Genomic DNA, 17,297 nt, shown 5'->3' on the forward strand with positions numbered 1-17,297 from the left:
CGCGGGGCGACCCGCCCGGTGTCAGTCCCGAGGCATAGACTTCGACGCTGACCCCGGACTGTCCGCCGTCCCGTCGCCGCTCGTTCCCCTGGAGGCCGCACCGTGTCGAAGCCGCCGTTCACGCACCTGCACGTCCACACCCAGTACTCGCTGCTGGACGGTGCCGCGCGGCTGAAGGACATGTTCAACGCGTGCAACGAGATGGGCATGACCCACATCGCCATGTCCGACCACGGCAACCTGCACGGCGCGTACGACTTCTTCCACTCCGCGAAGAAGGCCGGGATCACCCCGATCATCGGGATCGAGGCGTACGTCGCCCCCGAGTCCCGGCGCAACAAGCGCAAGATCCTCTGGGGCCAGCCGCACCAGAAGCGCGACGACATCTCCGGTTCCGGCGGCTACACCCACAAGACGATGTGGGCGGTGAACCGGACCGGACTGCACAACCTCTTCCGGCTGTCCTCCGACGCCTACGCCGAGGGCTGGCTGCAGAAGTGGCCCCGGATGGACAAGGAGACCATCGCCCAGTGGTCCGAGGGCATCGTGGCCTCCACCGGCTGCCCCTCCGGCGAGGTGCAGACCCGGCTGCGCCTCGGCCACTTCGACGAGGCGCTGAAGGCCGCCGCCGAGTACCAGGACATCTTCGGCAAGGACAAGTACTTCCTGGAGCTGATGGACCACGGCATCGAGATCGAGCGCCGGGTCCGCGACGGCCTGCTGGAGATCGGCCGCAAGCTCGGCATCCCCCCGCTGGTCACCAACGACTCGCACTACACCTACGCGCACGAGGCGACCGCCCACGACGCCCTGCTGTGCATCCAGACCGGCAAGAACCTCTCCGACCCCGACCGCTTCAAGTTCGACGGCACCGGCTACTACCTGAAGTCCACGGACGAGATGTACGCCATCGACTCCTCGGACGCCTGGCAGGAGGGCTGCGCCAACACGCTGCTCGTCGCCGAGATGGTGGACACCACCGGCATGTTCGAGAAGCGCGACCTCATGCCCAAGTTCGACATCCCCGAGGGCTACACCGAGGTCACCTGGTTCAAGGAGGAGGTCCGCCGCGGCATGGAGCGCCGCTACCCGGACGGCATCCCCGAGGACCGCCAGAAGCAGGCCGAGTACGAGATGGACACCATCATCTCGATGGGCTTCCCGGGCTACTTCCTCGTGGTCGCCGACTTCATCATGTGGGCCAAGAAGCAGGGCATCGCGGTCGGCCCCGGCCGTGGCTCCGCGGCCGGCTCGATCGTCGCCTACGCCATGGGCATCACCGACCTCGACCCCATCCCGCACGGCCTGATCTTCGAGCGGTTCCTCAACCCCGAGCGCATCTCCATGCCCGACGTCGACATCGACTTCGACGAGCGCCGGCGCGTCGAGGTGATCCGGTACGTGACCGAGAAGTACGGCGCCGACAAGGTCGCCATGATCGGCACCTACGGCACCATCAAGGCCAAGAACGCGATCAAGGACTCCGCGCGCGTGCTGGGCTACCCGTACGCGATGGGCGACCGCATCACCAAGGCCATGCCCGCCGACGTCCTCGGCAAGGGCATCCCGCTGTCCGGCATCACCGACCCCAGCCACCCCCGCTACTCGGAGGCGGGCGAGGTCCGGGCGATGTACGAGAACGAGCCGGACGTGAAGAAGGTCATCGACACCGCGCGCGGCGTGGAGGGCCTGGTGCGGCAGATGGGCGTGCACGCCGCCGGCGTGATCATGTCCAGCGAGACCATCACCGAGCACGTCCCGGTCTGGGTGCGCCACACCGACGGCGTGACCATCACCCAGTGGGACTACCCGAGCTGTGAGTCGCTCGGCCTGCTGAAGATGGACTTCCTGGGCCTGCGCAACCTCACGATCATGGACGACGCGGTCAAGATGGTGAAGGCCAACAAGGGCCTCGACATCGACCTGCTGTCCCTGCCGCTGGACGACCCCACGACCTTCGACCTGCTCCAGCGCGGCGACACCCTCGGCGTGTTCCAGTTCGACGGCGGCCCGATGCGCTCGCTGCTGCGGCTGATGAAGCCGGACAACTTCGAGGACATCTCCGCCGTGTCGGCCCTGTACCGGCCGGGCCCGATGGGCATGAACTCCCACACGAACTACGCGCTGCGCAAGAACGGCCAGCAGGAGATCACGCCGATCCACCCCGAGCTGGAGGAGCCGCTCAGGGAGGTCCTGGACGTCACCTACGGCCTGATCGTCTACCAGGAGCAGGTGCAGAAGGCCGCCCAGATCATCGCGGGCTACTCGCTCGGCGAGGCCGACATCCTCCGCCGCGTGATGGGCAAGAAGAAGCCCGAGGAACTGGCGAAGAACTTCACCATCTTCCAGGCCGGCGCCCGCAAGAACGGCTACAGCGACGAGGCCATCCAGGCGCTGTGGGACGTGCTGGTCCCGTTCGCCGGCTACGCGTTCAACAAGGCGCACTCCGCCGCGTACGGCCTGGTGTCGTACTGGACCGCCTACCTCAAGGCGAACCACCCCGCCGAGTACATGGCCGCCCTGCTGACCTCCGTCAAGGACGACAAGGACAAGTCGGCGGTCTACCTCAACGAGTGCCGCCGCATGGGCATCCGCGTCCTGCCGCCGAACGTCAACGAGTCCGAGGCGAACTTCGCCGCGCAGGGCGACGACGTGATCCTCTTCGGCCTGTCCGCCGTGCGCAACGTCGGCACCAACGTCGTCGAGTCGATCATCAAGTGCCGCAAGGCCAAGGGGAAGTACACCTCCTTCCCCGACTACCTCGACAAGGTCGAGGCGGTCGTCTGCAACAAGCGGACCACGGAGTCCCTGATCAAGGCCGGCGCCTTCGACTCGATGGGTCACACCCGCAAGGGCCTCACCGCGCAGTACGAGCCGATGATCGACAACGTGGTCGCGGTCAAGCGCAAGGAGGCCGAGGGCCAGTTCGACCTCTTCGGCGGGATGGGCGAGGAGCAGAGCGACGAGCCGGGCTTCGGCCTCGACGTGGAGTTCACCACCGACGAGTGGGACAAGACCTACCTGCTCGCGCAGGAGCGCGAGATGCTCGGCCTGTACGTCTCCGACCACCCGCTGTTCGGGCTGGAGCACGTGCTGTCCGACAAGGCCGACGCGGGCATCGCCCAGCTCACCGGCGGTGAGCACGCGGACGGCGCGGTCGTGACCATCGGCGGCATCATCTCCGGCCTCCAGCGCAAGATGACCAAGCAGGGCAACGCCTGGGCCATCGCCACCGTCGAGGACCTCGCCGGCTCCATCGAGTGCATGTTCTTCCCGGCGACCTACCAGCTCGTGTCGACCCAACTGGTCGAGGACGCCGTGGTGTTCGTCAAGGGCCGGCTCGACAAGCGCGAGGACGTGCCCCGCCTGGTGGCGATGGAGCTGCAGGTCCCCGACCTGTCCAACGCGGGCACCAACGCGCCCGTGGTGCTCACCATCCCGGCCACCCGGGTCACCCCGCCGATGGTCAGCCGCCTCGGGGAGATCCTCACCCACCACAAGGGCGACAGCGAGGTCCGCATCAAGCTCCAGGGCCCGACCCGGACCACCGTGCTGCGCCTGGACCGGCACCGGGTCAAGCCCGACCCGGCGCTGTTCGGCGACCTGAAGGTGCTGCTCGGCCCGTCCTGCCTGGCCGGCTGAGCCGCCGGCCGGGCGCGGGCGCGGGGCGCCGGGCGGCCCGGACGCGCGTGAGGGGCGTACCCGGTACCTGGTACGCCCCTCAGGCACGTGTGCGGTCACAACCCGTCACACGGACGTCAGTTGTGGCCGAAGCTGCGCTTCCGCTTGTGTGTCGCCACGTCGCCGGGGGTCATCTCGACCTCGGGCTGGGGCTCCGCCTCCGCCGTGGGACGACGGTCCGGGCTCTGCCCGCGGTCGGTCGGACGCTGCTGCTTGCGGTCACGGTTCTTGTTCTTGGCCATGGTGATGCCTCCTGTGGGGATCTAGGGGCCAGGGCCGGATCCAGATTCACACAAGCCGACTTGCCGTGCATGTCGGATAATTACCCTGTGTCACACGGCAGGTCGTCGGGCCCCGTCCCGAAACGCCACGCCGAAGATCGAGTTGCGAGCCGTTAACCTCCGCGTGGTCGGGCAGACTCGAAGCAAGCCCGAAGCAAACCTCCCGGGAAGAGGGTGAGTCGCGTGGACCGCTGCGTCGTCCTGGTGGACGCCGGGTATCTGCTGGGAGCCGCCGCCAGCCTCCTCGCCGGGGAGCCCTCCCGGTCCCGGATCACCGTCGACCACTCCGCCCTCGTCCAGGGCCTGCGGGACCAGGCCGAGTCCGACACGGAACGGCCGCTGCTGCGGATCTACTGGTTCGACGGCGCCCCCGACCGCGTCCCGCAGCCCGAGCACCGCCGGCTGCGCGTGATGCCGCGGGTCACCGTGCGGCTGGGCGCGCTCACCCGCAGCGACGGCCGCTGGGCCCAGAAGGGCGTCGACGCGGCCATGCACGCCGAGCTGACCGAGCTGGCCCGCAACCGCGCCTGCTCCGACGTCGTGCTCGTCACCGGCGACGGCGACCTGCTGCCCGGCATGATGGCCGCCAAGGAGCACGGCGTCGCCGTCCACCTGTGGGCCGTCCAGGCCGCCGACGGCGACTACAACCAGTCCGAGGACCTGGTCGCCGAGGCCGACGAACGGCGCGTCCTGGACCGCACGTGGATCACCAAGGCGGTCCGCGCCAAGGAGTTCGGCGGGGCGTGCGCGCCGCCGCCCGTGCCCCGGCCCGAGATCGCCGCGATCCTCTCCGCGCCCCTGCCCGACGCCCCGCCGCTCGCCCCGGCCGCCGAGCGGCCCCCCGACGAGCCGGAGCACACCGCCGCCAGGGCGGCCGACGCCGCCCAGGAACGGGTGGCCGCCGCCAAGGGCGTCCCCACCCCCAAGGACCTCGCCGAGCTGCGCGCCGGGGCGCAGAGCCCGCACCACCCGGCGAACGCGACCCTGCGCTGGTCCTCCGACAAGGGCTGGGTGGAGCGGCCCGGCAGCGCCCCGGAGCCGCCCGAGGCGGCCGCGATGCCGACGCTGGCCCAGCTCACCACCGCCGAGCAGCGCTGGGCCGACCGCGAGGAGGACATCACCACCGTCGGCGGTGACCCGTACGAGGTGGGACAGGTGTTCGCACGGCGCTGGATGGCCCGGCTCGGCGACCAGGGCCACCTGCAGCGGCTGTCGGGCATGTACCCGCGCATCCCGCACCGCGTCGACGGCGAGCTGCTGCGCTACGCGGCCCGCTTCGGCCTGCTCGCGCACAAGGACGACCAGATCGACGAGCACGACCGGTACGCGATCCGGGCCGGCTTCTGGCGCGAGATCGACGTGCGCACCGCCGCCGAGCACGCCACGGCCGGCGACTGAGGCGCATCCCCGGGCCGCCCCGAAGGCGAGCAGAGCTTGCCGACCCCGTAGGCTCGTCCCTTGTGAGTACGCGCGTGGCACCGGCGGTCCGGCCCAGGGACGAGGTCGTGTGTGCCGTGCGCGGGCTGACCAAGACCTACCCCGCGGTGCGCGGCCGGCGCGGCACCCCGGCCACCCCCGAGGTGCGGGCCATCGACGACGTACGGCTGGACATCCGGCGCGGTGAGATCTTCGGGCTGCTCGGTCCGAACGGGGCCGGCAAGTCCACCCTCGTCCGCCAGCTCACCGGCCTGATGCGGCCGGACACCGGCAGCGTGGAGATCCTCGGGCACGACATCGTGCGGCACCCGGAGCGGGCCGCGCGGATCCTCGCCTACCTGGGGCAGGAGTCCACCGCCCTGGATGAGCTGACCGTGTCCCTGGCCGCCGAGACCACCGGCCGGCTGCGCGGGCTCGACGTGCGGCGGGCGCGCTCCGAGCGGGACGCGGTGCTGGACGAGCTGGGGCTCACCGCGATCGCCGGACGCCCGCTGAAGAAGCTCTCCGGCGGCCAGCGGCGGCTGGCCTGCTTCGCCGCCGCGCTGGTGGGCGAGCGGCCCCTGCTGGTCCTCGACGAGCCGACCACGGGCATGGACCCGGTGGCCCGGCGGGCCGTGTGGTCGGCCGTCGACCGGCGGCGCGCCGAGCACGGCACGACGGTGCTGCTGGTCACCCACAACGTCATCGAGGCCGAGACCGTCCTCGACCGGGTCGCCGTCCTCGACCAGGGCCGGATCATCGCCTGCGACACCCCGGCCGGCCTCAAGGAGCAGGTCGCCGGCGAGGTGCGGGTGGAGCTGGTGTGGCGCGAGCGGGCCCCGCTGGACGTGCCCGAGGTCGCCGGACTCCGCGAGCGCGCCGCGGAGTCCGGACGCCGCTGGACGCTCCGGCTGGCCCCCGAGGAGGCCCGCGCGGTCGTCGCCACCGTCACCGGTGGCGCCGCCTTCGCCGCCCTGGACGACTTCACCCTGGCCACACCGAGCCTGGAGGACGTCTACCTCGCGCTGGGCGGGGCGGCCCGCCAGGGGCTGGTGCGGACATGAGCGCGGCACGGGTGAGCCGACCGGGGGTGCGGTGCGTATGGTCCTGGAGAGCGGTAGGGAAAGGGAGCAGCGCCAGGTGAGTGTGGTACCTGCCGAGGTCCTGTCGGGCGGCGCGCCGGCCGTGGACGAGCCGGTCCGGCGCCCGGCCGAGCTCGGGCCGCGCGCCCGGCTGTGGCCGTCACTGGTGGCCGTGTACCGGGCGCAGCTCTCGCGTGCGCGGGTCGCGCGCATCCCGCTGCTGTTCGTGGCGACCTTCCAGTCCGTCGGCATCCTGGTCATGATGCGCGGGGTGGTGGAGGGCGGCCGCGAGGCCGAGTCCGTCGTCGCCGGGTCGGCCGTGCTGGTGGTGGCGTTCGTCGCGCTCAACCTGCTCGCGCAGTACTTCGGGCAACTGCGGGCGAGCGGCGGTCTCGACCACTACGCCACGCTGCCCGTGCCGCCGGCCGCCGTGGTGCTGGGCGCGGCGGGCGCGTACGCCTCCTTCACCGTGCCGGGGACCGTGGTGACCGCGGTGTTCGGGTGCGCGCTGTTCGGGCTGCCGGTGACCCACCTGTGGGTGCTGGCGGCGGTGATCCCGCTCGCCGGCGCCGCGCTGGCCGGACTCGGCGCCGCCTGCGGGCTGCTCGCGCCCCGGCCGGAGCTGGCCACCCTGCTCGGCCAGCTCGGCATGTCGGCGGCGCTGCTGCTGGGCGTGCTGCCCCCCGACCGGATGCCGGAGCCGGTGCGCTTCCTGCGCGACCTGCTGCCGTCGACGTACGGCGTGGAGGCACTCGCGCGCACGTTCGGCAAGGGGCCCGACTGGGCGTACGTCGGGGTGGACCTCGCCGTGTGCGCCGCGGTGGGCGTGGTCTCGCTGGCCGTGGCGACCTGGGCGTACCGCCGGGCCGCCGTCCGGTGACGCGCCGCACAGGCGGGCCTGGCACGATGGCAGGGTGACCGCTCCACTGACTCCGCCCCCGCCGCCGCACGATCCCTCCTCGCAGGGCGCGTGGCCGCCCCCGTCGGGTCCGTACGGCTACGCGGCCCCGGCGCCGCACGACGGCGGCCCGCAGGGACCCGGGCTGCTGACCGAGCTGCGGGACGCCGCCGTCGTGACGGTGCTCGTGACCGTCCTCGGGGTGCTCCTCGGGCTGCTGTGGGTCTGGCTCGCGCCGCGGGTGCCGCTGGTCGGGGACGTCGTGGACGGCGGCTGGGTCGTCTACCTCAAGGACACCGAGGGCGAGCAGGCCGTCGGCGCCGACGGAACGTTCACGCTGCTGGGGCTCGCGTTCGGCGCGGTGACCGCGGCGGCGGTGTTCCTGTGGCGGCGCCGCGGGGGCGTGCCGCTGGTGGTGGCCCTCGCCCTGGGCGGGCTGTTCGCCTCGCTGATCGCGTGGCGGATCGGGCTGTGGCTCGGGCCCACCGACGACGTGCTGACGCACGCGAAGAGCGTGGGCAAGGGCGTGACCTTCTCCGCGCCGCTGAAGCTCGGCGCCCACGGGGCGCTGCTCGCGTGGTCCATGGCCGCGATGGTCGTCCACCTGGGCCAGACGGCGCTGTTCGGCCCCCGCGACCCCGAGCTGTACGGGACGCCGCCGGCGGGCTGAGCCGGGCCGGGCCCGCGCCGGAGGACTACGGGCGCCCGATCGGGGCCAGCGTCGCCCCCGTCAGGGCCGCGAGGTCCGCGGGGGAGAGCTCGACCTCCAGGCCGCGCCGGCCCGCCGAGACGCAGATCGTGGCATGGCCGCCCGCGGAGGCGTCCAGGACCGTGGGCAGCTTCTTGCGCTGCCCCAGCGGGGAGATGCCGCCCCGCACGTAGCCCGTGGTGCGCTCGGCGAGGGCCGGGTCGGCCATCGCCGCCTTCTTGCCGCCCACCGCCGCCGCCAGCGCCTTGAGGTCGAGCTGGCCGGCCACCGGGACCACCGCCACGGTCAGCGCGCCGTCGACGTCCGCGACGAGGGTCTTGAAGACGCGCTCGGGGGAGACGCCCATCGCCTCGGCCGCCTCCTCGCCGTAGGACGGGTGGTTCGGGTCGTGGTCGTAGGCGTGGACCGTGAAGTCCACCCCCGCCGCCGTCAGCGCCACCGTCGCGGGCGTCCCGCCCGCCTGCTGCTTCCTCGACTTCTTCGCCACGGGTCGCTCGTGCCTCAGTTCAGACTCGTCGGGCCGCGCGTCAGGTCCGACGCCGGCAGGGACGGCAGACTACGGAGGATGGCCGTCTCCGCGCGAAGGAGTTTCAGCTCGTCGCGCAGGCGGGACGCGGTGTCGGGGGACTGGAGCAGGCGCTGCTTGGTGGGGGTGTCGAGCAGCATCGCCGCCGCCACCAGGTAGGAGACGACCGCGGGCTCGTCGGGCAGCTCCGTGCCGGTCGACAGGGAGCGTTCCCGGGCGCCGGCCAGGCGCTTCTGGTACTGGCGGAACGCCCGCAGCACCCCCTCGGCCAGCGGGCCCGCCTCGTCGCCCGGCTCCTCCGTCAGCTCCTCCAGCTCGGCCGTGAGGAACGGACCGGAGGTGTCCAGCGACAGCAGCCTGACCCGGGTCGTGCCCGTGGCCAGGACCTCGAAGGAGCCGTCGGCGCGCTCGCGGATCGTCGCCGCGTCGGCCACGCAGCCCACACCGTGGAACGCCTTCAGCGGGTCGGTGCCGAACCCCGCCGACGGGCCGCGCTGCGGCAGGGCCGTGAGGTCGGGCATCCCCGGTTCGCTGGGCGCGACCTCGTGGCCGTCGCGGATCGCCACGACGGCGAACCGGCGCGGTTCCTCCTCGGGGGTCTTCAGCAACTCGCGCATCATGGCGCGGTAGCGCTCCTCGAAGACGTTCAACGGAAGCACCAACCCCGGGAACAGCACCGAGTTCAGGGGGAAGAGCGGCAGACGGACGGTGGTCACGAACCCAGAGCCTAATGGTCTTCGCAGGGCCCGCGTCCGCCGTGGTCCCCACGGGCGGCCCACTCGGGCGCCGCGGGCGCGCCCCGCCGGATGCGGTCGCGCACCGCGAGGAAGTGGCCGAGCGGGTCGTCGGAGAGCTGGTCCCAGGGGAACGAGGTGGCGTACGGGCCCAGCACGCGGAGCTGGTCCAGGGCCTCGTCCAGCCGGCGCAGGCGCTTGAGCACGTAGGCCAGGACGTTGCGGATCTCGGCCGGCCAGGGGTCGGACACCGGCAGGCGGGCGGACAGCGCGAGCGCCCGGTCGGCCGCCGCGTCGAGCCGCTCGCGCGCCACGTCGGGACCGCAGCCGTCCGTGAGGTACGCGAACGCCGCCTGCAGCGGAAGCGCCTGGACCAGGGAGTCCTCGGGCGCGTCCTGCGCGGCCCGGTCGGCGAAGTCGAAGCACTCGCGGGTCGCGCCGTGCCAGGACGCGGCGAGGTAGCGCAGCGCGGCGACGTGGCAGCCGTAGTGGTGCGGGGAGCGGCGCACCGCCGCCTCCCACAGCTCGCTGAAGTACTTGTGCCCGGCGCGGGCCCCGCGCGCGTGGTCCAGCGCGATCCGCCACGGCACCGGGTCGGGCACGTGCGCCTGCGCCGCCGCGGTGACCAGCGGGCTCACCTCGCGCAGCAGCTCGGTGCGGGCGGGGGAGCGCCAGGCGCGGTGCACGGCGAGCTGGGCGGCGACCAGCAGCACGTCCGGATCGCGCGGCGCGTCGGCGCGCCACCGCTCGAACCAGTCCGGCCGGGCGTGCGCGAAGGACGCCAGCCGTACGACGTAGCCGTCGCGGTGCTCCCACTCGCCCCGCACGCGCGTGCCGGCCAGCAGCTCGGCGGCGGCGTCGTACTCGTCCCGCCCGGCGGCGACCAGTGCCGGGCCCAGCCGGTCGTCGGGCGCGTCGAGCAGCACCTCGTCGTCGGCGGGGAGGCCGGCGGCGGTGTGCGGGGCGACGGTCCGGGCGCCCCGGGACGCGGGCGTCCGGGAGCCTCGGATGAACGGGGGCAGCAGAGCCATGGTGACGTCCATTGAAAAGCCGCAGGTCGCGGGTGCGCCAGAGGGAACGGTCAAGCCGGCGAAAGTTGTACGTCCGGAAGTCAAGGAGAGGTAAAAGCTGAGAGTTCAACAAGAACAGGAGTTCCCCCTTCCGAGCAAGAGCACCATTCGGATCACGGGCACCATCCGAACCGCCAGCCCCCGACCGGCCCTCGGTCAGCCCCGCCGCAGCAGCCGGGTCGCGCCCGCCGCCACCGCCGTGGCCAGCACCCAGCCGAGCAGCACCAGGGCCACCGACAGCCACTGCCAGCCGCCGCGCAGCTGCCACTGGCCGCTCTGCCCGAAGTCGATCACCGGCAGCAGCAGGTCGAGCGCGTACAGGGCCGGGTCCCACTGCGGGTGGCGGCCCGCGTCGACCGGGCGGTGCGCGGCCTGCGCGAAGGCCAGCGAACCCGCCGCCCACAGCACCGCCAGCCACAGGGCGGCCCGGCCGGGCCGGTACCCGTAGGCGACCGTCCAGTCCTGGGCGTACCCCCACAGCCTGGCGGCCGGCGGCAGGCTCGCGCGGCGGTGGCGCTGCTTGGCGAGCAGCACCTCGCGCGCGCCCTCGTCCTCGCCGCTCGCCCGCAGCACCGCGGCCAGCCGCTCGTACGGCTCCGGCTGGTACTCGGCGGTCGCCGCCGACACCCAGCGCAGCCGCTCGGCCAGCGGGAACGGGCCCCGCGGCACCAGGTTCTCGTAGGTGAAGCCGCTCATCTGCAGGCTGCCCGGGCCGGGCCACGCGGCGGCCCGGTCCATCAGGTTGACCACCCGCGCCCCCGACAGCACGACCCGCCCCCGCGCCGGCCGCTCCCCGAGGAAGCGCAGCTCGGGCGTCTGCACCCGGCGCAGGGATATCTCCTGGTCGTCGGTGAGCGTGAAGCGGGCGTCCTGGAAGTCGACCGCGTCCCCGAACCGGCCGTCGTCCAGCCGGGCCCCGCCCCGGCACTCGAACCGCCGGACGCGCGTGCCCCGCGCGGGGGTCGCCCCGCTCGGCACGCCCCCGCCGAGCCCGGCCGGGGTCAGGTACAGCGTGCGCTCCACGGTGAGCTGGGGCGCGTTCAGCGCTAGCCGGGCGTCCGGGTTGACCAGCCGCGCCCCCCGCAGGCTCAGCGAGACCCCCACCTTGGCGCTGCGCAGGCTGAGCTCGCCGTAGGACTCCAGCAGCTCGGCCTGGAGGTCCTGGCCGACGCTCAGGCCGTCGCCGGCGATCGAGCGGCCGGTGCGGTCCGGGTGCACGACGGCCTGGTTCAGCATCAGGTCGGTGCCGATGTGCGCGTCGGTCAGCCGGACCCCGCGCAGGAACCGGCAGCGCGGCAGGTGCAGGTCGCCCTCGGTGTGCACCCGGGCCGCCTCCAGCCGCGGCACCGCGCAGTCCTCCAGCCGCACCGTGGTCAGCCGGGCCTCCGGCAGCAGCACGTCCCGCTCGAACCGGCAGCGCCGCATCTCCACGTACGGCACCACCGTGCCGCCCGACAGGTCCAGCGAGCCGCTCAGCCGCACCCCGGCCAGCTTCAGCGAGGCCACCCGCCCGGTCAGCGGCGGCGGGCCGTCCAGCAGCAGCCAGGCCACGATCCGGGCCCGCACGGTGCGCTCCGGGCCCCACGGGTGCCCGCCGTGCGGGTCGTCGACCAGCGCGTCCCCGCTGCTCAGGTCGTACACGCTGCCGTTGCGGAAGGCCTGCCACATCCCGGCCTCGGCGGCGCTCAGGTCGTCCGGCAGGTCCCCCGCGCGCGGGCGGGTCCCCTCGTCCACCACGCCGCCACCTCCGTCCCGCGCGCCACATCCCGCTCCTCGCACATCTGTTCATGCCCGCTGTGTGACGAGATAACCACCGAGCGTGAGGGAGATTTACGGAACGTTACCGACTACCCGGCTCGGGGCCGGTGGACGTTCTGTATCAGCCATTGATACGCGCGGACGGCACGCGGGCGGGGTCTGAGAGAATTGGGACCGTGATCTCCCGAATCGATCTGCGCGGCGACGCCCTCCCCGAGGGACCCGCCCTGCGCGACCTGCTGCCCCGAGCCGACTTCGACGTCTCGGCCGCCCTGGAGAAGGTGCGTCCGATCTGCGAGGCCGTGCATCATCGGGGCGACGCGGCGCTGATCGACTTCGCCGAGAAGTTCGACGGCGTCCGCCTCGACCAGGTCCGGGTCCCGGCCGCAGCCCTCGCCCGCGCCCTGGACGAGCTCGACCCGGCCGTGCGCGCGGCCCTGGAGGAGTCGATCCGCCGCGCCCGCCTCGTGCACCGCGCCCAGCGCCGCACCGACCACACCACCCAGGTCGTGCCCGGCGGCACGGTGACCGAGAAGTGGGTGCCGGTCGAGCGCGTCGGGCTGTACGCCCCCGGCGGCCGGTCGGTGTACCCGTCGTCCGTGGTGATGAACGTCGTCCCGGCCCAGGAGGCCGGCGTACCGTCGATCGCGCTGGCCTCGCCCGCCCAGGCCGAGTTCGGCGGGCTGCCGCACCCGACGATCCTCGCCGCGTGCGCGCTGCTCGGCGTCGACGAGGTCTACGCGGCCGGCGGCGCGACCGCCGTCGCGATGTTCGCCTACGGCACCGAGTCCTGCCCGCCCGCCACCATGGTCACCGGACCGGGCAACATCTGGGTCGCCGCCGCCAAGCGCTACTTCACCGGCCGCATCGGCATCGACGCCGAGGCCGGCCCGACCGAGATCGCGGTCCTCGCCGACGCCACCGCCGACCCGGTGCACGTCGCCTCCGACCTGATCAGCCAGGCCGAGCACGACCCGCTGGCCGCCGCCGTCCTGGTCACCGACTCCGTGGAGCTCGCCGACGCGGTCGAGAAGGAGCTGGAGCCGCAGGTCGCGGCCACCCGGCACGTCGACGACCGGATCGTGCCCGCCCTGACGGGCCGGCAGTCCGCGATCGTCCTGGTCGACGGCGTCGACGAGGGCCTCAGGGTGGTCGACGCCTACGGCGCCGAGCACCTGGAGATCCAGACCGCCGACGCCGCCGCCGTCGCCGACCGCGTGCGCAACGCGGGCGCGATCTTCGTCGGCCCCTGGGCGCCGGTGTCCCTCGGCGACTACGCCGCCGGGTCCAACCACGTCCTGCCCACCGGCGGCTGCGCCTGCCACTCCTCGGGCCTGTCCGTGCAGTCCTTCCTGCGCGGCATCCACGTCGTCGACTACACGAAGGACGCGCTCGCCGACGTCGCGCACCACGTGGTCACGCTGGCGGAGGCGGAGGACCTGCCCGCGCACGGCGCCGCGATCAAGGCGAGGTTCGGCTGGAAGGTGCCCGAGAGCAAGTGAGCGACGTGAGGATCGACGATCTCCCCGTACGGGACGAGCTGCGCGGCAAGTCCCCCTACGGAGCGCCCCAGCTGGACGTGCCCGTACGGCTGAACACCAACGAGAACCCCTACCCGCTGCCCGAACCGCTGGTCGAGCGGATCGCGGAGCGGGTGCGCGAGGCGGCCCGCCACCTCAACCGCTACCCGGACCGCGACGCCGTCGAGCTGCGCACCCGGCTCGCCGGGTACCTGACCCGTACCTCGGGCCACGCGGTGGGCCTCGGCAACGTCTGGGCGGCCAACGGCTCCAACGAGGTCATCCAGCAGCTCCTGCAGACCTTCGGCGGACCGGGACGCACGGCGATCGGCTTCGAGCCGTCGTACTCGATGCACGCGCTCATCGCGCGCGGCACCGGCACCGGCTGGATCTCCGGGCCGCGCGGCGAGGACTTCACCATCGACGTCGCCGCCGCGCGGGCGGCGATCGCCGAGCACCGGCCGGACGTCGTCTTCGTCACCACCCCCAACAACCCCACCGGCACGGCCGTCCCGCCGGAGACCGTGACGGCGCTGTACGAGGCGGCGCAGGCCGCGAAGCCGTCGGTGGTCATCGTGGACGAGGCGTACATCGAGTTCAGCCACGGCGCCTCGCTGCTGCCGCTGCTCGAGGGCCGCCCGCACCTGGTGATCTCGCGGACCATGTCGAAGGCGTTCGGCGCGGCCGGCCTGCGCCTCGGCTACCTCGCCGCGCACCCGGCCGTCGTGGACGCCGTCCAACTGGTGCGGCTGCCGTACCACCTGTCGGCCGTCACCCAGGCGACGGCGCTGGCCGCGCTGGAGCACACCGACACGCTGCTCGGCTACGTCGAGCAGCTCAAGGCCGAGCGGGACCGGCTGGTGGCCGAACTGCGGGCGATCGGCTACGAGGTGACCGCCTCCGACGCCAACTTCGTCCAGTTCGGCCGCTTCGCCGACGCGCACGCCGCCTGGCAGCGGATCCTCGACCGGGGCGTCCTCGTCCGGGACAACGGCGTCCCCGGCTGGCTGAGGGTCACCGCCGGCACCCCGCAGGAGAACGACGCGTTCCTCGACGCGGTCCGTGAACTGAAGAAGGAGCAGAGCGCATGAACCGCGTGGGACGCGTGGAGCGGGTCACCAAGGAGACGTCGGTGCTCGTCGAGATCGACCTCGACGGCAGCGGCAAGGTCGACGTGGCGACCGGGGTCGGCTTCTACGACCACATGCTCGACCAGCTCGGCCGGCACGGCCTGTTCGACCTCACCGTGAAGACCGAGGGCGACCTGCACATCGACTCGCACCACACCATCGAGGACACCGCCCTCGCGCTGGGCGCCGCCTTCAAGCAGGCCCTCGGCGACAAGGTGGGCATCTACCGCTTCGGCAACTGCACGGTCCCGCTGGACGAGTCGCTCGCCCAGGTCACCGTCGACCTGTCCGGCCGCCCCTACCTCGTGCACACCGAGCCCGAGAACATGGCGCCGATGATCGGCGAGTACGACACCACCATGACCCGGCACATCCTGGAGTCCTTCGTGGCCCAGGCCCAGATCGCCCTGCACGTCCACGTGCCCTACGGGCGCAACGCGCACCACATCGTGGAGTGCCAGTTCAAGGCCCTCGCCCGCGCCCTGCGCTACGCGAGCGAACGCGATCCGCGCGCGGCGGGCATCCTCCCCTCCACGAAGGGCGCGCTGTGAACGGGCTGTCGACCCTCCTCATCGTCGTCGGGCTGTTCCTGGCCGGCGGCATCTACTCGTTCGTGAAGCAGGACATGCCGCGCAGCCTGATCGTGCTGCTCTCCATCGGTGCCGGGATGTGCCTGCTGGCCGGCGTCATGCGGCTGGAGGTGTGGAACTGATGAGCACGCCGAAGAAGGTCGTCGTCTTCGACTACGGCTTCGGCAACGTCCGCTCCGCCGAGCGCGCCCTCGCGCGCACCGGGGCCGACGTCGAGATCACCCGCGACTTCGACCGGGCGATGAACGCCGACGGCCTGCTGGTGCCGGGCGTCGGCGCGTTCGCCGCCTGCATGCAGGGCCTGAAGGAGGCGCGGGGCGACTGGATCGTGGACCGCCGGCTGTCCGGCGGGCGGCCCGTCATGGGCATCTGCGTCGGCATGCAGATCCTGTTCGCGCGCGGGATCGAGCACGGCGTGGAGACGGAGGGCCTCGCCGAGTGGCCCGGCACCGTCGGACCGCTGAAGGCCGACGTCGTGCCCCACATGGGCTGGAACACCGTGGACGCCCCGGCCGGCTCCGAGCTGTTCGCCGGCCTGGACGCGGACGCCCGCTTCTACTTCGTGCACTCCTACGCCGTGCACGACTGGAGCCTGGAGACGCACAACCCGCTCCTGACGGCACCCCGGGTGACCTGGTCGACGCACGGCGAGCCGTTCGTGGCCGCCGTGGAGAACGGCGCCCTGTGGGCCACGCAGTTCCACCCCGAGAAGTCCGGCGACGCCGGAGCCCAGCTCCTCACCAACTGGATCGGAACCCTGTGACCGCCTCGTCCGCACACGTGCTCGAACTCCTCCCCGCCGTCGACGTCCGCGACGGCCAGGCCGTCCGCCTCGTCCACGGCGAGTCCGGCACGGAGACCTCCTACGGCTCCCCGCTGGAGGCCGCCCTCGCCTGGCAGCGCTCGGGCGCCGAGTGGCTGCACCTGGTCGACCTGGACGCCGCGTTCGGCACCGGCGACAACCGCGAGCTGATCGCCGAGGTCGCCCGCGCCATGGACATCAAGGTCGAGCTGTCCGGCGGCATCCGCGACGACGACACCCTCGCCGCCGCCCTGGCCACCGGCTGCACCCGTGTCAACCTCGGCACGGCCGCCCTGGAGACCCCCGAGTGGGTCGCCGAGGTCATCGCCCGGCACGGCGACAAGATCGCCGTCGGCCTCGACGTGCGCGGCACCACCCTGCGCGGCCGCGGCTGGACCCGCGACGGCGGCGACCTCTACGAGACGCTGGAGCGCCTCGACAAGGAGGGCTGCGCCCGCTACGTCGTCACCGACATCGCCAAGGACGGCACGCTCCAGGGCCCCAACCTGGAGCTGCTGAGGAACGTCTGCGCGGCGACCGACCGCCCCGTCGTGGCCTCCGGCGGCGTGTCGTCCCTGGACGACCTGCGCGCCCTGGCCGGCCTGGTCCCGCTCGGTGTCGAGGGCGCCATCGTCGGGAAGGCGCTGTACGCGAAGGCGTTCACCCTGGAAGAGGCCCTGGAGGCTGTGTCGTCATGACGTCGGAAGCCGTACGGCGCGTGCAGAGCGGAAGTCCCTGGGAGGAGTCCTTCGGTTTCGCCCGCGCCGTCGCGGCCGGCGACCGTGTGCTGGTGGCGGGCACCACGGCCTTCCGGGGCAGTGTGCTGCACGGGGAGGGCGACCCGTACGAGCAGGCGAAGGCCGCGTTCACCGGCGCGCTGGAGGCGATCGCCGGGTTCGGGCTGGGCCCGGAGTCGGTGGTCAGGACCCGGATGTACCTCTCGCACGCGCGCGACGTGGACGAGGTGGGCCGGGCCCACAAGGAGCTGTTCGACCGGGTGCGCCCGGCCTCGACCCTGGTGGTCGTGGAGGGTTTCGTGGACCCGCGCATCCTGGTCGAAGTGGAACTCGAAGCATTCAGAGGCTGAAAGGCCGGTTGAG

Annotated in this window: 17 protein-coding genes; 12 read left to right on the forward strand and 5 right to left on the reverse strand. The window is 72.9% G+C overall.

Going from position 1 to position 17,297, the window contains the following annotated elements; all coding sequences use genetic code 11:
- Positions 1–102 precede the first annotated feature (102 nt).
- Positions 103–3,642, forward strand: coding sequence for a DNA polymerase III subunit alpha (gene dnaE, locus E4U92_RS12415; protein ID WP_137300390.1), 3,540 nt, complete (start codon positions 103–105; stop codon positions 3,640–3,642).
- Positions 3,643–3,758: 116 nt separating this feature from the next.
- Here dnaE and E4U92_RS12420 read toward each other — a convergent pair whose 3' ends face one another.
- Positions 3,759–3,923: a hypothetical protein gene (locus tag E4U92_RS12420; protein ID WP_229862190.1), complete on the reverse strand. Its 165-nt coding sequence runs from the start codon at positions 3,921–3,923 to the stop codon at positions 3,759–3,761.
- A 222-nt stretch (positions 3,924–4,145) separates the two neighbouring features.
- Between E4U92_RS12420 and E4U92_RS12425 the strand changes: the two genes are divergently transcribed.
- The 4 genes from E4U92_RS12425 to E4U92_RS12440 all read left to right on the forward strand — a co-directional run bounded on the left by E4U92_RS12425 (position 4,146) and on the right by E4U92_RS12440 (position 8,028).
- Positions 4,146–5,360: an NYN domain-containing protein gene (locus E4U92_RS12425; RefSeq protein ID WP_137300391.1), complete on the forward strand. Its 1,215-nt coding sequence runs from the start codon at positions 4,146–4,148 to the stop codon at positions 5,358–5,360.
- A gap of 62 nt (positions 5,361–5,422) precedes the next feature.
- Complete coding sequence (locus tag E4U92_RS12430) at positions 5,423–6,442, forward strand: ABC transporter ATP-binding protein (RefSeq protein ID WP_174863816.1); 1,020 nt, start codon at positions 5,423–5,425, stop codon at positions 6,440–6,442.
- 76 nt (positions 6,443–6,518) lie between these two features.
- Positions 6,519–7,340: an ABC transporter permease gene (locus E4U92_RS12435; protein ID WP_168372663.1), complete on the forward strand. Its 822-nt coding sequence runs from the start codon at positions 6,519–6,521 to the stop codon at positions 7,338–7,340.
- A gap of 34 nt (positions 7,341–7,374) precedes the next feature.
- Positions 7,375–8,028 carry a DUF2567 domain-containing protein gene (locus E4U92_RS12440; protein WP_137300393.1) on the forward strand — a complete coding sequence of 218 codons (654 nt, stop codon included), beginning with the start codon at positions 7,375–7,377 and terminating at the stop codon, positions 8,026–8,028.
- A gap of 25 nt (positions 8,029–8,053) precedes the next feature.
- Here the strand turns inward: E4U92_RS12440 and ybaK are convergent, their stop codons facing one another.
- The 4 genes from ybaK to E4U92_RS12460 all read right to left on the reverse strand — a co-directional run bounded on the left by ybaK (position 8,054) and on the right by E4U92_RS12460 (position 12,131).
- Entirely contained in the window at positions 8,054–8,554 is a 501-nt protein-coding gene (gene ybaK, locus E4U92_RS12445) for a Cys-tRNA(Pro) deacylase (protein WP_137300394.1), read from the reverse strand.
- A gap of 14 nt (positions 8,555–8,568) precedes the next feature.
- Positions 8,569–9,309, reverse strand: a complete 741-nt coding sequence (locus E4U92_RS12450) for an LON peptidase substrate-binding domain-containing protein (protein ID WP_137300395.1) — start codon at positions 9,307–9,309, stop codon at positions 8,569–8,571.
- Positions 9,310–9,320: 11 nt separating this feature from the next.
- Complete coding sequence (locus E4U92_RS12455) at positions 9,321–10,358, reverse strand: hypothetical protein (RefSeq protein WP_137300396.1); 1,038 nt, start codon at positions 10,356–10,358, stop codon at positions 9,321–9,323.
- A gap of 195 nt (positions 10,359–10,553) precedes the next feature.
- The gene (locus tag E4U92_RS12460; RefSeq protein WP_137300520.1) at positions 10,554–12,131 is read right to left on the reverse strand and encodes an oxidoreductase; all 1,578 of its coding nucleotides are present in this window, start codon (positions 12,129–12,131) and stop codon (positions 10,554–10,556) included.
- Between the two features lie 200 nt (positions 12,132–12,331).
- On the opposite strand from E4U92_RS12460, the gene hisD reads away from it, so the two are divergent.
- Genes hisD through E4U92_RS12490 form a run of 7 tightly spaced genes read left to right on the forward strand, consistent with a single transcriptional unit; the run spans position 12,332 to position 17,284 of the window.
- The gene (hisD, locus tag E4U92_RS12465; protein WP_137300397.1) at positions 12,332–13,657 is read left to right on the forward strand and encodes a histidinol dehydrogenase; all 1,326 of its coding nucleotides are present in this window, start codon (positions 12,332–12,334) and stop codon (positions 13,655–13,657) included.
- Positions 13,654–14,766 (forward strand): histidinol-phosphate transaminase, encoded by a 1,113-nt coding sequence (locus E4U92_RS12470; protein WP_137300398.1) that lies wholly within the window; start codon positions 13,654–13,656, stop codon positions 14,764–14,766. The genes hisD and E4U92_RS12470 overlap by 4 nt, the downstream gene beginning before the upstream one ends.
- Positions 14,763–15,356, forward strand: coding sequence for an imidazoleglycerol-phosphate dehydratase HisB (gene hisB / locus E4U92_RS12475; protein ID WP_037623339.1), 594 nt, complete (start codon positions 14,763–14,765; stop codon positions 15,354–15,356). The genes E4U92_RS12470 and hisB overlap by 4 nt, the downstream gene beginning before the upstream one ends.
- Positions 15,353–15,517, forward strand: coding sequence for a hypothetical protein (locus E4U92_RS35870; RefSeq protein WP_168218087.1), 165 nt, complete (start codon positions 15,353–15,355; stop codon positions 15,515–15,517). Before hisB ends, E4U92_RS35870 begins: the two co-directional genes overlap by 4 nt.
- Positions 15,517–16,158, forward strand: a complete 642-nt coding sequence (gene hisH / locus E4U92_RS12480; protein WP_137300399.1) for an imidazole glycerol phosphate synthase subunit HisH — start codon at positions 15,517–15,519, stop codon at positions 16,156–16,158. Before E4U92_RS35870 ends, hisH begins: the two co-directional genes overlap by 1 nt.
- 17 nt (positions 16,159–16,175) lie before the next feature.
- On the forward strand, positions 16,176–16,895 hold the full coding sequence (gene priA / locus E4U92_RS12485) for a bifunctional 1-(5-phosphoribosyl)-5-((5-phosphoribosylamino)methylideneamino)imidazole-4-carboxamide isomerase/phosphoribosylanthranilate isomerase PriA (protein WP_137300521.1): 720 nt from the start codon (positions 16,176–16,178) through the stop codon (positions 16,893–16,895).
- Complete coding sequence (locus E4U92_RS12490; RefSeq protein ID WP_137300400.1) at positions 16,892–17,284, forward strand: RidA family protein; 393 nt, start codon at positions 16,892–16,894, stop codon at positions 17,282–17,284. Before priA ends, E4U92_RS12490 begins: the two co-directional genes overlap by 4 nt.
- The last annotated feature ends 13 nt before the right edge of the window (positions 17,285–17,297 follow it).

The sequence above is a fragment of the Streptomyces galbus genome (assembly GCF_005280195.1).
GTDB classification, from domain to species: domain Bacteria; phylum Actinomycetota; class Actinomycetes; order Streptomycetales; family Streptomycetaceae; genus Streptomyces; species Streptomyces galbus.